The 14,519-nt window shown below is 63.9% G+C and carries 9 protein-coding genes; 5 read left to right on the top strand and 4 right to left on the bottom strand.

All coding sequences use genetic code 11. The features are described 5' to 3' along the window. Positions 1-2: 2 nt before the first annotated feature. On the bottom strand, positions 3-2,417 hold the full coding sequence (locus KCG34_RS06935) for a PAS domain S-box protein (RefSeq protein ID WP_211939661.1): 2,415 nt from the start codon (positions 2,415-2,417) through the stop codon (positions 3-5). 424 nt (positions 2,418-2,841) lie between these two features. On the opposite strand from KCG34_RS06935, the gene KCG34_RS06930 reads away from it, so the two are divergent. After that, positions 2,842-3,282, top strand: a complete 441-nt coding sequence (locus KCG34_RS06930) for a response regulator (RefSeq protein WP_211939660.1) — start codon at positions 2,842-2,844, stop codon at positions 3,280-3,282. Here the strand turns inward: KCG34_RS06930 and KCG34_RS06925 are convergent. After that, entirely contained in the window at positions 3,279-5,522 is a 2,244-nt protein-coding gene (locus tag KCG34_RS06925; protein WP_211939659.1) for a hybrid sensor histidine kinase/response regulator, read from the bottom strand. The two genes, KCG34_RS06930 and KCG34_RS06925, sit on opposite strands and share 4 nt — an antisense overlap. 1,005 nt (positions 5,523-6,527) lie before the next feature. After that, positions 6,528-6,863, bottom strand: a complete 336-nt coding sequence (locus KCG34_RS06920; protein WP_249138243.1) for a response regulator — start codon at positions 6,861-6,863, stop codon at positions 6,528-6,530. Positions 6,864-7,168: 305 nt separating this feature from the next. Here KCG34_RS06920 and KCG34_RS06915 point away from each other — a divergent pair, with 305 nt between their 5' ends. The 3 genes from KCG34_RS06915 to KCG34_RS06905 all read left to right on the top strand — a co-directional run bounded on the left by KCG34_RS06915 (position 7,169) and on the right by KCG34_RS06905 (position 12,232). Next, positions 7,169-9,451 carry a PAS domain S-box protein gene (locus KCG34_RS06915; RefSeq protein WP_211939658.1) on the top strand — a complete coding sequence of 761 codons (2,283 nt, stop codon included), beginning with the start codon at positions 7,169-7,171 and terminating at the stop codon, positions 9,449-9,451. Positions 9,452-9,460: 9 nt separating this feature from the next. Further along, the gene (locus tag KCG34_RS06910; RefSeq protein ID WP_211939657.1) at positions 9,461-11,125 is read left to right on the top strand and encodes a hybrid sensor histidine kinase/response regulator; all 1,665 of its coding nucleotides are present in this window, start codon (positions 9,461-9,463) and stop codon (positions 11,123-11,125) included. A 405-nt stretch (positions 11,126-11,530) separates the two neighbouring features. Beyond that, entirely contained in the window at positions 11,531-12,232 is a 702-nt protein-coding gene (locus tag KCG34_RS06905) for a hypothetical protein (RefSeq protein WP_211939656.1), read from the top strand. A 203-nt stretch (positions 12,233-12,435) separates the two neighbouring features. Here the strand turns inward: KCG34_RS06905 and KCG34_RS06900 are convergent, their stop codons facing one another. After that, entirely contained in the window at positions 12,436-12,843 is a 408-nt protein-coding gene (locus KCG34_RS06900; protein ID WP_211939655.1) for a response regulator, read from the bottom strand. A gap of 371 nt (positions 12,844-13,214) precedes the next feature. On the opposite strand from KCG34_RS06900, the gene KCG34_RS06895 reads away from it, so the two are divergent. Beyond that, positions 13,215-14,471: a hypothetical protein gene (locus tag KCG34_RS06895; protein ID WP_211939654.1), complete on the top strand. Its 1,257-nt coding sequence runs from the start codon at positions 13,215-13,217 to the stop codon at positions 14,469-14,471. Positions 14,472-14,519 lie beyond the last annotated feature (48 nt).

Raw genomic sequence — 14,519 nt, 5'->3', positions numbered from 1 at the left:
GCTCAGGCGCGCGCGTCGGGATCGCCCGCGCTCGACCAGTGATGGACCTTCTGGAGCAGATCGGCGGGATCGATCGGCTTTGCGATGTGATCGTCCATGCCGGCCGCGCGACAGGCCTCAAGATGGGTGTCTAGGACGTTGGCGCTGAGGGCGACGATCGGGGTGGCGCGGTTCGCGCCGTCCCCGGCGCGGATCCGCCGGGTCGCTGCAAAGCCATCAGGACTAGGCATCTGCAGGTCCATCAGGATCAGGTCGAACGGCGTGCGCCCAGCGATCTCGATCGCCTGGGCGCCGCCAGCAGCCTCGGTCACGCGATAGCCGAACTCCGTGAGCAGCGTTCGGGCCAATTCCCTGTTGGTCGGGACGTCGTCGACCACCAGGATGCTGGCGCCGCCGCCTGAGAGTGTGGTCGCCGGCTCGCGCGTAGTCTGTGCGACGGTGTCGGCCAACGGGGCCTTGACGGAGAGGCGGAAGGTCGATCCCCGTCCGAGTTGGCTTTCGACCGCTATGGAGCCCCCCATCAACTCCACCAGGGCCTTGGAGATGGCCAGGCCGAGGCCCGTACTGGATTGCGCACGCTCGGCGTCGGTGTCGACCTGTTCGTAGCGATGAAACAACCGGCCGACCTGATCCTCGGCCATGCCAGCTCCGGTGTCGGCGACGGCGAGGTTGAGGGTCCCGCCTTCGTCTTCGCTATAGCTTACGCCGATCGCAACCCCGCCCTGGTCAGTGAACTTGATGGCGTTGGTCAGGAGGTTGAGCAGGACCTGACGCAGCCGCAAGGGGTCAGCTGTAACCGCCGGGGGCAGGGACGAGCCGAGTTCGGTGTTGACGCTGAGCCCCTTGGCCTGGGCCTGGGCGTGAACCAGCTCCACGGTCTGCAACACGAAGGCGGCGGGATCGAAGGCTTGCCGAGACAATTCGACCTGTCCAGCCTCCAGCTTGGAAAAGTCGAGGACGTCGTTGACCACGCCCAGGAGCGTCTGGCTCGCGGTCACGATGCGATCAACATAGGTGCGGACATTGACCGGCAGATCGCTGGCGGCCTCCAGAAGCCCGGCGAAACCGATGATCCCGGTCAGGGGCGTGCGGATTTCATGGCTCATGGTCGCCAGGAATTCCGACTTGGCGACGGAGGCGGCTTCGGCGGCGGCGCTCTCTTGACGAAGCGCTTCCTCAAGCCGTCGGCGTGCGGCTGTGTCGCGCAGGATGCTGATCACACCGGTGACCTGGCCGTCGGGCCCGCGGACGGCGGACGTGTGGGTTTCCATCCATTGGTAGCCGCCGTCCTTGCGCAGGACGCGAAGTTCCCTGCGGTCGCCGTTCGGCGGATGTTCGTCCGCCAGATAAGCCGCTCGCCGCGGAACGTTCTCCGCCTGATCTTCGGGATGCAGGAACTCACGCGTCAGGCGCCCGACCATGTCCTCCAGCGCGTATCCGAGCATGCGGCAGGCCGGCGAGGCGTAGACGATGGTCCCGTCAGGCTCGGTGTGAACGATGAGGTCGCTCGAGTGTTCGGCGAGCAAACGGTAGCGGGCCTCGCTCGCGGCCAGAGCGTCCATCGCTTGCTTCTGGGCGGTCACGTCGCGCAGCACCGAGACGACGCCGGTCAATAGGCCGTCGGCGTCGCGGATCGGCGAGGGACTGTTCTGTAGCCAGAGCCAGCCGCCGTCCGCCGTGCGCACGCGGATGGCCCGGAAGTCTTGGTCCTCTCCCGCTCGTCCGGAGAAAATCTCAGCCCGGCGTCGGCGGGCTGGGGCCAGATCGTCCGGGTGGACAAAGTCGCTGATCGGCCGGCCGACGAGCGCCGTCGGCGGATAGCCGAGCCGGCGGACCGAGGGCGATGCGAACTGGATCAGCTCGTCCGTATCGTAGCGAACGATCATGTCCGTGGCGTTCTGCGCCAGCTCGCGATAGTCGGTCTCATCGGTCAAAGCCTTGACCAGGATCGCCCTCGTCCTGCGCCGCCTTGCCAGGAACGCCGCCATGGCCGTGACCGCCAGGGCCAGTATCAGAGGGCCAGTGCGAAGGCCCGCCCGGTCTTGTGCGAAGATCAGGAACGCGAAGGTGGCTGACCACGGCGCTGCGTAGAGGAACCGGCTCAAGCCGTTTCGCGCGGCGGCTTCGCGCATGGCCGCCGTGATGGTCACGCCAGCAAGCAGTAACGCCAACGCAGCGAGCGCCGGGTCACCGGACAACCACCAAAGCCCGGCCAGGCCGAGCCAGACCAGGGCCTCCAGATTGTCGAGCAGGGGATCCAGCCACGGCCCGCTGGTGCTACTGGCGAGGATCGGCTGAAGGCGGGGCAGGGCGAGCACTTCGGCGCCGATTAGCAGGCTCTGGGCCAGCACCCAGGCGCAAACCAGCCAGGTCGGCAGATTGATCAGGGCGAACAGGCCGACCAGCCCGAACAGCAAACCTCGGCTGGCGAGAAGCTCGGTGGTCCAGAGAGGGCTTCGCCCCCTGCGGCCAAGGAAGAGGCTCCCGGTCGACATCGCAAAGGATTAACAAGCCGAGCCTTAGAGCCGAACAGAATTCACCCGGCAATTGATCGGACCAGCCCTGTTGAATTTTAGTTGGGGGGCGGCTCTGAGCTCCTGCGGCTCAGTCGTTGCGGCGCCGATCGGCGCCATGATACCGAAAATCCCGCGCCGGCATTCTCTTGGCGGTTCCGCTTGCGGCTTGGGCAAAAGGTCGCAGGTCGGCTGCAACGGTTAATCGTCGTTGCAACTGTCACGATTATTGAATTTGATAAACACGCGAGCGGGGCTCAATTACATCTCTCGCGTCTTGTTTGTGTTTGTCGGTCCGTTCTTTTAGGGCCGGGACAAGGAGGGGCCAATGGCGCCGCCGCTGCGAGCACTGGTCGTCGACGACAACGACGGCTATCGGCAGCTATTTTCCACGGTGATCCGCTCGCTCGGGCACGTCGCCGAGGTCGCCACAGATGGCGACGAGGCGGTCGAGCAGGCCCTGGCGGGCCAGTTCGATCTGATCCTGATGGACCTCAGCATGCCGCGGATGGACGGTCTGACCGCCACGCGCTTGATCCGGCGCCATGAGCGCTGTGGCGATGGACTGCCTTGCAGTATCGCCATGGTCACCTCGCACGGCTCGGCCGCCGACGTCCGACGTTCGAAGGACGCCGGGGCGTGTCAGCACCTTGTGAAGCCGATCGGCCTGGCTGACCTTGTCGCCTTGGTCGAGGCCTGCCGATCAAGCCGCCAGACATCGGCGCCAGTACGCTGCGGAGCAGAGAACACGCACCCCGCGTTTGGTTAGGCCAAGCCTCGCGCGGTGTGGCCAAGCTCTGCAGAGGATCCGTCGGCGGCAGGCGCAGCCGGCCCAAGCCTGGACCGCTCCAGTGTCAACAGCACCCCTGCGACGAGCCCGTCTGGCGTAACGGGCTTTGCGATAAGGTGATCGGCGCCGGCCTCACGTGACATCAGCGCATGCTGCTCCATGGCGTTCGCCGTCAGCATAGCGATCGGGACCCTTGCGAGACCTCGGTCACGCTCGACCTGACGAATTTCCCGAACGGCCGACAGGCCGTCCAGCACCGGCATCTGCATGTCCATTAGGATCAGGTCGAAGCGACCAGGTGCATAGGCGTCGAGCGCCTGACGCCCGTCGAACGTGACGGTGACCTCTGCGCCTAAGGGCTCCAGGATCATCAGGGCGACGCGCTGATTGATAGGATGGTCTTCGGCCAACAGGATGCGAAGACCTTCGAGTTCATCAAGCGGAGCAACCTCGCTTTCATGAACAACCTGTGCCCGTTGGCGATCGTATTCCGCTAGCGGCAGGCTCCGTTTCAGCGGTATCTCCACGGTGAAGGTCGTCCCGACCCCCGCTTCGGAAACAGCGCTGATCTTTCCCTGCATGAGGTCCGTCAAGGCCTTGCAGATGGCCAGGCCTAGGCCCGTGCCGCCAAAACGTCGTGAGATCGAACTGTCCGCCTGGGTGAAGCGTGTGAAGAGCCGCGCGGCGACCTCGGCGTCGAATCCGATGCCCGTGTCGGTGACGCGAATGGCGAGACTAGGAGGGCCGTCGGCGGCACATCCATCATTGACGCTAACATCGATGCGGACCTCGCCGGCGGCGGTAAACTTGATCGCGTTGGACGCCAGGTTGGTGATTACTTGGCGGATGCGGACCGCGTCGCCTTCGAACACCCCGCGTGCGGAAGGTCCGTAGTTGACATGGAACGCGACGCCTTTTTCTTCAGCTCGCGCTCGCATCAGTTCGGCGGCCGCCTCCACTTCATGCTGCAGATCGAACGGCGCCGTGACCAGCTCGAACTGGCCGGCGTCGATCTTGGCCTGATCAAGGACATCGGACAAAAGGCGATCAAGCGTCTGAGCAGACGTCACGATCAGATCGACCATCTCGCGTTGATCGGCAGGCAGCGGGCGTCGCGCCAGAGCGCCGGCGGTGCCAACAACGCCGTTGAGCGGGGTGCGGATCTCATGGCTCATATTGGCGAGGAACGCGCCCTTGGCCTTGTTGGCGGCTTCGGCATCGTCCCGCGCCGCCTCCAGATCGCCCTCGAGCGCCTTGCGCAGACTAAGGTCCATCATGGTGCCGACGACCCGAGCGGGCTCACCGTCTGGGGTCCGTTCCGTGAGGCGTCCGCGGGCCAGGACCCATTTTTCTTGACCGTCGCGACAGATCATCCGGTGCTCGACGATCGTGTGCGGGCTCTCACCCCGGAAGTGGGCGGCGTAGGCCTGCTCGACCAGGGGGAGGTCGTCGGGGTGGACGTGTCGTCGCCAATTGGGGTCGGGATCGGCCAATTCACCTGGCTCGTAGCCCAGCATCGCCGCCCAGGTCGCATTCAGCCGGGCCTCATCCTTCTGCAGGTCGATGTCGAACAGGCCGTCGCCCGAAGCTTCTATCGCGACCGCGAGTTTTCGCTCGACGTCGATGAAGGCCATCTGCCGGTCGGCGAGGGTGCGTGTCAGGGCCCGATGATCAAGCGCATACCCTCGCGCTGACACCAGCGAAGCAATCAGTAGCAGGGCGATCATGATCGCCTGCGCGCTCAGCCCATGCGCCAGGAGAGGCCCCGCCAGAGTGGTGATCATCGGCGGCGCCAGGCAGGCCAGCAAGATCCGCCGGTCGGCGGCGAAATAGGTGAAGATGCTGATGAAGCTTCCGGTGAGCCAGGTCGCCGCCAGGGCGACGCCCGCAGGCGATCCGTTCGCCAGACCCATCATGCCCATGGCGGCGAACAGTGTGGAGCCGACCAGGTTGACCAGCGCATAGGCGGTCATCGCCTGCTTGGGAGGCAAGGCCAGGGCCCATCTATCCAGGGCGGGGCGGACCAGCAGTTCCCAAGCAACGACAAGGATCAGCCAGGCGAACGAGACCCGCCAGGCATGCAACACGCCGCAAGCCAGCGCGTAGAGCGCAGCGAAGGCCAATCGCCCCGGCGTGCCGACCCGAGCCAGCTCGACGCTGGTTGCGATATCGAAGCGCGTATTGGATCTGGCCTTGCGACCGGCGTTTTCAGCGCTCATGGCACTCGGTTCGCGATGGCGTTGCCACGTTCGCGGCTTCTGCCCCCTATGAAGATCGGAGCAGTCTTCGCCCATGCAGCTTAAATTCGGATGTCCGCTGGAGAGTTGGTCGATTTGCCGCAGGTCCTCGATTGTTTGCGGTACGTTTCGTCTTGCGAGGAAATTCCGAGAAAACTCGCCGCAGATCGCTCGCCAAGGTGCAGCTGAAGCGGGGAGAGGTGCGTTTCGACCGGCGCCCGTTGGGTGCGTAAGCGCCCGTCCGTCGATCGACGAAACTCACCGCCGATAGGTGGGCCGTTGCCAGGCTCCGCTGCCGTTCGCCATGTGCTGACATCCCGCCTCGGTGGCCCCTAGCAACGCTAGTTCCGGTTTGCTGACCTCCCGGCCAGCCTGGTCGATCTCGATGATCCAACACAGATCAGTGGAGCGAAAACAACGGCACCCTCGGAACTGCCAGTCTCGCCATGAGTTGCGCAAGCGATGAGCGACGTTTTTGTATTGGGCGCAACTATGTCCAAGAGTGACCAATTTCGCGAGAAGTCGGACCAATTTCTGGCTCAGGCGGCAAGAGCCCAGAACATGAGTGAGCGTGGCCGGCTGATTGACGAAGCGCTGCATTGGCATCTCCTCGCCACAGATCCTCGCTATGGCCGCGAGTGGCGCAGAGACGACGCAGATCAGGAAGCTGCAGACGACCCTGCTCGCCTGCAGGAGCTGGGCCGAGCCCATCGGTTCGCGTGGCCACGCCCTTACCGCTGCTCCCGTGTCGGCGATTAGCCCGGCATATTTCCGGGCAAGGCTCGCCAGAAGCCGACATGCCAAGCCGTCCAGCTCAAAGAGGGTGCGGCCGGGATAGCTGACATCACGGTCGGCCGGCCAAGGTGGAAAATACGGCCTGCGATGCAGCGGTCAGCCCCATCGCCATGGGGGGCGTCTCGAACAGTGAACATTCACCACCCCAGGGCGCGCTATCCAACGCGAACGCCCGCGAGCGCTTCGGGGGGATTAAGGCTTGGCGAGTAGGCGAGAATTCGGATAACGCGCCGCCAGATCAGCCGGTCCAAAGCCGGTCGAGAAGATGAACGGCACACTGTGTTCGCGCAGGGCGTCGGCTACGGGAATGACCATCTCGCCGCCAAGGTGAACGTCGAGGATCGCTGCGTCGATGGCGGACGTACCCAAAATTTGGGAAGGGGTCCGCGCGATGATTCCTGCCGATCCCAGTAGGACGCAACCTAGGTCGGCGAGCATGTCTTCGAGCATGACGGCAGGCAGCACCTCATCCTCAACCAGGAATACCCGCATGCCCAGGATAGTCGACCCTGCAGCGCCTGCGCCCATGATCGTCTTTCACGCTTGGCTGGCGCCGCCTTCTGTCCCAGCCCATCCGCTCTCACCCATCTCGTCCGCGGTTTAGCATTCACTCCGTTCGCCAGGATCGTCCAGGTAATTTGGTGGTATGAAGTTCAACCTGGTGGCGCAATATCCGTGCCCGGGGAATCGAACGGGGGTATGGTCCAATGACGATCCAAGTCATTCCGGGCTCGCAGGAGACGCCAGCCTGGGACTGCGTGATGTGGAGCGGTCTCCACGGCATGCGCTGGCGAGCTCGGTGAGCGCGAACGCCCTTCGGAGGAGCGATCGAATTGTCTGAGTCGCGATCCGTCTTGCTGTTCCGAGTGACCGAGTTTGCGCCGAGCAACATCGAGCGGCGGCTTGAATTTGTCGACCTCGGGACCGACGACCGGGCGCGCATCACGGCGGTGAGGCCCGCGGTCCTGGAACACCTGGACGAGCATGTCGCGGCGTTTTTCGACCACCTGGCCAAGTTCGAAGAAGCGCGCGGACTAACGGATCACGGCGAGCTCTTTCAAGACGCCAGACGGCTCAAGCGCGCGCACCTTGTCGCCATGGTGTCCGGGGAATATGGCCGCGAATACATCGATCAGCGCTTTCGGCTTGGCCAACTCTACAGCCGCGCCGCGCTTGAGGTCAGCATCTTCATGGGCGCCTTCCACAGCCTGATGGGTTCCATAGGCGTGCGGGTCATGGAGCGTTTCCCTAAGGACCCCGTTGCGGGCTTCGAGCATTTCACCTCGCTCAAAAAGATCGCCTTCTTTGACATCGCCATCATCGTCGACGCCATGATGGCCGATCGCGAGCAGACCATTCGCCAGCAACAGGAGGCGATCCGCGAGCTATCGACCGCGACGCTCCAAGTGAAAGTCGTCGAGGCGGCGCCGAACGCCATAGTTATGGTCGGCCCTACGGGCCTTATCGAATTGGTTAACCTGCAGGCGGAATCGACGTTCGGTTACGAGCGTGCGGAGATGCTGGGCCAGCCAATCGAGAGCCTGATTCCGGAGCGGTTTCGGCGCGGGCATCCGAAACTGCGGTCGGTATTTTTCGCCGATCCGAAGCCCCGCCCGATGGGCGCGGGGCGCGACCTCTATGGTCTGAAGAAGGACGGCAGCGAATTTCCCATCGAAATCGGCTTGAACCCGATCGAGACGGACGAAGGGGTGAAGGTCCTCTCGGCTATTGTCGATATCACCAGCCGCAAGCAGTTGGAGGATCGTTTCCGCCAAGTCGTGGAATCCGCGCCCAACGCCATGGTGATGATCGCCGCGTCAGGGCAGATCGTGATGGTCAACACTCAGGCCGAGAAGGTGTTCGGCTATGAGCGCGCCGAATTGCTCGGCAGCTCCATCGAAATGCTTGTGCCGGACCGGTTCCGTGGCCACCACCCCGAATTGCGGGCCAGCTTCTTCACAAACCCGGAAGCACGCCCAATGGGCGTCGGCCGGGACCTCTACGGAAAGCGCAAGGACGGCAGCGAGTTTCCCATCGAAATCGGATTGAACCCCATCGAGACCGAAGAAGGCCCCATGGTGCTGTCGGCCATCGTCGACATCTCATCGCGAAAGCGCCTGGAGGAGCGTTTTCGCAGGGTCGTCGAAGCGGCGCCGAACGCCATGGTGATGATCAGCGCGGCCGGTCGGATCGAGATGGTCAATGCCCAAGCCGAACTGGTGTTTGGCTACGAGCGGGCGGAGATGCTCGGCCGGTCGATTGAGGTTCTGGTGCCCGAACGGTTCCGCGCCCATCACCCGGCGCTGCGGACGTCGTTCTTCTCCGACCCCCATTCGCGGCCAATGGGCGCCGGGCGCGATCTCTACGGCCTCAAGAAGGATGGCAGCGAGTTTCCGGTGGAGATCGGTCTCAACCCGATCGAGACCGAAGAGGGCGAGATGGTCCTTTCGGCGATCGTCGATATCTCCGATCGCAAACAGAAAGAAGAGCGGATCCATGCCGCGCTCAAGGAGAAAGACACGCTTCTCGGAGAGATTCACCATCGGGTGAAGAACAACCTTCAGGTCATCCACAGTCTCCTGGACTTACAGAGTGATTTGGTCAACGACGACAAAATCCTCGGCATACTGAGGGAGAGCCAGAACCGCATCAGATCCATGGCGCTGATCCACCAGACACTCTACGAGTCGAAAGACTTCGTTCAGGTCGACTTCAGCAATTTCCTCGAAACTCTGGCCCCGACCCTCATTTCCTCCTACGGCGTCGATTCCGATCGGGTCGTGCTCTCTATCGATGCGGTGGAAGTACTGCTGCCGATCAACACCGCTATCCCGTGCGGCCTGGTGGTGAACGAGCTGATCTCCAACGCACTGAAGCATGCCTTCCCAAACGGCAGGATGGGGGAGATCCGCATAGCCTTGGCGCCCGAGGCTGACGGGCGCGCAACCATGTCGGTAAGCGACAACGGCGTGGGCATAGCTGCGGATCTCGACTTCGCCCAGACGACGACACTTGGTCTCCAGCTGGTGGCCATGCTTACCGATCAGCTGGGCGGTGATCTCGACGTTCACCGCGTGAATCCAACGCGCTTCACCCTCCGTTTCCCCATCGAGTAGGTGGTCGCCATGCTGCAAACAAAGATCATGGTGGTCGAGGACGAGCGCATCGTCGCGCTCAATCTCAAGCAGCGACTCGCACGGATGGGCTATGAGGTCACCGCCATCGCCACGTCGGGCCCGAAGGCGCTGGCCGCCATAGCGACCAACCGGCCCGACATTGTGCTCATGGATATTCACATAGATGGCGACATGGACGGCATCGACACGGCCGCCGCGATCCCGCCGGAACTGCATCTGCCGGTCGTCTACCTGACCGCCTATTCCGAGGAGGCCACCTTGGAGCGCGCTCGCGAGACGCAGCCCTATGGATACCTCCTCAAGCCGTTCTCCGAGCGAGAGCTTCATGCGACCTTGAAGATGGTCATGGAACGTCGCCGCGCCGATGGCTTGTTGCGGGACAGCGAAGCCCAACTTGAAGCCCTTGTCGCGGCGCGTACGGCTGAGCTGGCGGCCGCCAACGCCCAGCTCCAAGAGCAGATTGGGCTACAGCGGAAGACCGAAGCCGCGCTCCACCAGGCTCAGAAGATGGAAGCGATCGGCCAACTCACTGGCGGCGTCGCCCACCATTTCAACAACCTGCTGACGGTCGTGCTCGGCAATCTTCAATTGGCGAAGCGCCGCGCCGCGAACGGCGAAGATGTCGAGCGTTTCCTCGTATCGGCCATAGCCGGCGCCCAACGGGGCGCGGACGTCGTCAAGCAGCTTCTGACCTTCTCGCGTCAGCAGGTGTTGGAATCGCGGGTCATTGACCTCGCGCAATGGATGCCTGCGGCAAGCACTCTGCTCGCCAACGCCTTTCGCAGCGACATCGCCGTGGAGGTTGAGGTCGCGAGCCCAACATGGCCGATCCATGTTGATCCCGCTCAGCTTGAGTTAGCCCTTCTCAATCTGGCGGTGAACGCGCGCGACGCCATGCCCGGCGGCGGGGTCCTGCACATATCGGCGGCCAATCGGAGCGTCGACGACGAGCAAATGGCGCTGCATGGCGATTATGTTGTCATCGAAGTGGCCGACACCGGAGAGGGCGTTGACCCGGAGATCGTTCAGAGGGTGTTTGAGCCATTCTTCACAACCAAGGAACTTGGCCCTGGGGCGGGCCTCGGCCTCAGCCAGGTCCAAGGGTTCATCCATCAATCTGGCGGCGCAGTCGACCTCACCAGCGTCGTCGGGCAAGGCACGACCGTCCGCCTCTATCTGCCAGCGGCTAAGGAGGCGGTGACGGAGTTGAGCGGCGAGCCTTTGGCGCATCAGCCCGTCAAAGCGTCGGGGCGCGTGCTCGTCGTCGATGATGACGTCGAGGTCGCCAGTCTCACGGGCCAACTGCTGGAGGGCTGCGGGTACACGGTGAAGCTTGTGCCTGGCGCCAAGGTTGCGCTCGATCTCCTTGAGGCGGGCGAGCCGGTCGATCTTCTTTTCTCCGACATCATCATGCCGGGTGGCATGAACGGCGTTGAACTCGCCGAGGCTGTGCGCCGACGCTTTCCTGGGCTGCCAATTCTCCTGGCGACCGGCTACAGCGACGCGGGTCCTCTCGCGACGGCGAAGGGCCTGCAGATCATCGCCAAACCCTACGACGCGGACGCCCTGTGCCTGCGGGTCAGGGAAATCATGCTCAGCGCGGCCCAGGGGTCGCGTGCTGATCCGGCGCGGCGGCCAGTCAGCTGCCATTGAAGCGATCCATGTTTGGGGTTGTCCTCGTTGCATCGCCTGGCGACCGGAGCGGCAATGTCCATCGCTGAGGCCCATGCACAAGTTTCCGGACAGATTGATTGTTGGACGCCGATGCGGACGACCGGGCAGGGCGTCGCCAATAGCTGTTCTCCGGAGCGATCGGCCTGCAGCAGAGCCCGCTTCCACAAAGCTGACATCCCTGCCGACGGGGAGGGTGGCAAGTGGACGAAACCGGCGCCTTGCGTTCGACAACCGCGCCGTTTCGGCTAAGCTTAAAGGCGCGATGGGCGGGGGCGAGACTGGCTGATGTCAGATGCGAGTGAGCCGCCGCCGAGCGGGGACACCACCGTCGGCGGCGATCCAGTGGCGGCCGATTATGTTCAGCAAACTTCAGTGGATGGGGCTATGGAAATCCACAAGCCGAAGCCTGTTCACAGCTGGGGCGAACTCGCGCGAGAGGTTGGCGTAATCGTCATCGGCATCGTCATCGCCCTGCTGGGCGAGCAGGGGGTGGAGGCGCTGCACTGGAGCCAGAAGGCCGAGGCGGTGCGCGCCAGCCTGGATCGGGAGTTGAGCGGCGATCTCGCCTTCGCGGCCGAGCAGCAAACCGGGAAGGTCTGCGCCGCGCGGTACCTCGACGCCCTGCAGACGGCGATCGTCCATAACGACGCCAAAGCGGCCAATGCGCTCCACGACCTGGGGCCGCCGTTCGACACCCAACCCTGGCAAAGCGATGCCTGGGACGTGGCGCTCGCCGAACAGATCGCCGATCACCTCGATCGCAAGGACTTGGCCAACTATGGCATCGCGTTCCGCAGGGTCTCAACCGAACGCGAGCTTCAGTTCCAGATCTTCGACAACTTCGCCGAGGCGATGACCGTCCGCTATGGCCTACCGACCAATCCCGCCGTGGAGCAGGCGCAACTCGCGGCGCTCGGAAAGCTCAGGACCGAGGAAAACATCGTACTCGCCATCTCGGCGAGTCTGACCGGCCACGAGGGTCCCGGCCTGGGACTCAAACCCGACGCAGCGCTGATGGCCGGACAGGCGAACAAGGCGGCGGCATGCGAGGCCGCACTTCAGGCGCTAGGCTCGGGACAGAAGTAGAAATCCCTCCAAAGCACGAGCGCGGCGGAAGGTCTTCTCGAGGTCGCGCGCTGCCGGCGGACGACAGCGCGTCGATCGTGTAGGGCGATTTGTGATTCACCCCCTCCGCCGCAATGGGCTGGTTTCAGCAGCGGCTTGTGCGTGCCGCGCCCTCTCCGCCCGCTCCGGATGGGCGTCGTGCCCCTGGGTTCGGGTCGCGGGGCTCAGGTAGTGCGCCGCGCCGTCAGTTGGCGGATCAAGGATTGGAGCAGGTTAGGATCGACTGGCTTGGACAAATGCGCGTCGGCGCCGGCGGCGGTGGCGGCGGCGTGGTCCTTGGGGGATGTGCGGCCCGTCAGCATGGCGACCGGGGTGCGGGTGGCGCCAGTGGCGCGCTCGTAGTCGCGGATCGCAGAAGTGGCGGCCAGGCCGTCCATCACCGGCATGTCGATATCCATCAAGACCAGGTCGAAACTGCCCATGCGGAACATCCGCACACCCTCGGCCCCGTCGCAGGCCATTGCCAGCTCGACCCCCATGGGATCGAGCAGGAATTGGACGGTCAGGCGGTTGATCGGCTGATCCTCGACCAGCAGGATGCTGAGCGGCCTTCTGGGATAATTGGCCGCCAAAGGGCGTTCTTGCTCGATGTCACCGCGAGCGATGCGTGCGCGCTCCAGCCTCGATATGGCGATCGTCATCGTTCAGCCTGGGCCGTTCTTGCCCACCCTCCCTAGACATCGCCCTGTACGGAAAGGCTGCGCTGTCAGCTCGGCCGATCGAGCGATCACCGAGAGGCTGGCGCCACAAGCTGACACTAACCTGAAGCGTCGGTGAAAGGCGCCCGCCGGGCGCGCTGCACCGCCTTACAGACATGTTCAGCGGAAATTCAGCCTGAAGTCAGCTTGGCGGCGCAGTGTGCAGCCTGCTCGGGGCGCTCAACTCTGGCCGCGCACTTCGGCCTACGCCCGTAGCCGACAAGAAGACCCGTCTGGGAGGAGTGATGAAGCCTATTGCCTGGTTCCTGTGCCTGCCTCTGGCCATGCCTTGGGCGGCCCACGCCGCCGAGCTGAGCTATGCCCAGCAACTGATCGACACGACCCTGGCGAGCCGGCCGGAGGTAAGCGGTATTTCCATGCATGTGACGCGACCGAAGACTACCGACAACGTGGTCGTGGCGAGCAGCCTGAACGACACGTCCAGCGTCAACCTGGCGGATGACCTGGCGGTGATCCAGTCCGGCGATACCCGCGCCAAGGTCGAGGATGGTCATGTCGACGTACGCCTGCCGTTGCTCGACATGTCGCGCCGTCCGCTGGGTTCGCTGGAGGTGGTCGTCCCCGGCGCCGATGTCGCGAAGGCCGAGAAGGCCGCGGTTAGCGTGCGTGACGCCGTCGCGCGGCGGATCTCGCATATCAACAACCTGCTGGAGCCGGCCCGCTTCGATCAGACCACCCCGCTGAACAGCTACGCCCAGCACCTGGTGGACGTGGCCCTGGCGCAGCACCCCAAGGTCGTGATCCTCGCCATTCACGCCACCCCGCCGAACACGCCCGACGACGTGATTGTCGGCTCCAATATCGGCCGGATCGGCAAAAAGGCCGACGAGGACGACCTGAACGTCATCAAGACGGGCGTGCCCAAGCTCGAGTTCAACGAGACTGGCGACCGCTACGAAGTTGAGTTGCCGCTGCACGACCTGTCCGGCGACACGCTCGGCGCCGTGGGCGTGGTGTTCAACTATAAAAAGGGCGATGACACCAAGGCCCATCAGGCTGAGGCGATCGCCATCCGCGACGCCATGGCGAGGCGCATCTCGAACCCGGCCAATCTGGTCGAACCGTGGCCGTTCGATCCCAAGGTTCCGTCCGATACCAGAGCTCAGAAGCTGGTCGATCGGACCCTGGCCGCACACCACGAGCTGATCATCCTGGCGATCCACGTGACCCCGCCCGGCGCCGCCCACAATCTGATCCTGGCCTCGAACATCGGCCGCATCGGCAAGGAGGCGGATGACGACGACATGCGCGTGGCCAATACCGGCGCGGTCAACCAGGAGGTCAATTCGACCGGCAAGCGGTTCGAGGTTGAATTGCCGCTGCTGGACGCCAAGGGCGCCCGCATCGGGGCGCTCAGCTGCGTGTTCCGCTACAACAAGGGGGCAGACAAAAAGGCTCTCTATAACAAGGCCATAGTTATCCGCGACGCCATGCGTCCGCAGATCGGCTCGGTCGCCGCGTTGGCGGCGCCCGCCAGATGACGCCGGCGCCCAACCGACAGTCCAAAGCCCTTTCGATCGATCTGGAGA

It is taken from the genome of Phenylobacterium montanum (assembly GCF_018135625.1).
Classification (GTDB): domain Bacteria; phylum Pseudomonadota; class Alphaproteobacteria; order Caulobacterales; family Caulobacteraceae; genus Poindextera; species Poindextera montana.
This window is presented reverse-complemented; position numbering and strand designations above follow the sequence as displayed.